Origin of the sequence: Mesorhizobium sp. M2E.F.Ca.ET.209.01.1.1 (assembly GCF_004010375.2) — a bacterium.
Taxonomy (GTDB): domain Bacteria; phylum Pseudomonadota; class Alphaproteobacteria; order Rhizobiales; family Rhizobiaceae; genus Mesorhizobium.
The window spans coordinates 1-320 of record NZ_SADP02000798.1 but is presented as its reverse complement, the minus strand read 5'-3'; the positions used below and the strand labels follow the sequence as shown (position 1 = coordinate 320).

The window sequence follows — 320 nt, the reverse complement described above, 5'->3', positions numbered from 1 at the left end:
GGTCGAGGCCGAATTGCTGCTCGGCGCCGATGTCGGCGAAATCCCGTCCGACACCCCGCTCGCGCCGCTGATCGACGATTTGCAGCGCAACCAGAAGGCGGCAAGGCTGAAGCCAGAGGCGCTTGAGCGGGAACTTTCCGTCGACCTGCGCAGCGAGAGCGGTCTCTTCCGCTCGACACTGCTGCATCGGCTGAACGTGCTCGGCGTCAACTGGGGCAGGCTGACCGATGTCGGGCGCAGCCGCGGCACGTTCCGCGAGCGCTGGATGCTCGCCTGGCAGCCGGAATATGCCGTCCGCCTGGTCGAGAACCTGGTCTACG

1 protein-coding gene is annotated in these 320 nt (G+C 66.9%); it reads left to right on the top strand.

Going from position 1 to position 320, the window contains the following annotated elements; translation table 11 throughout:
* On the top strand, positions 1 to 320 hold a 320-nt coding region (locus EN852_RS37955), incomplete at both ends, for a DUF5682 family protein (RefSeq protein ID WP_246694557.1).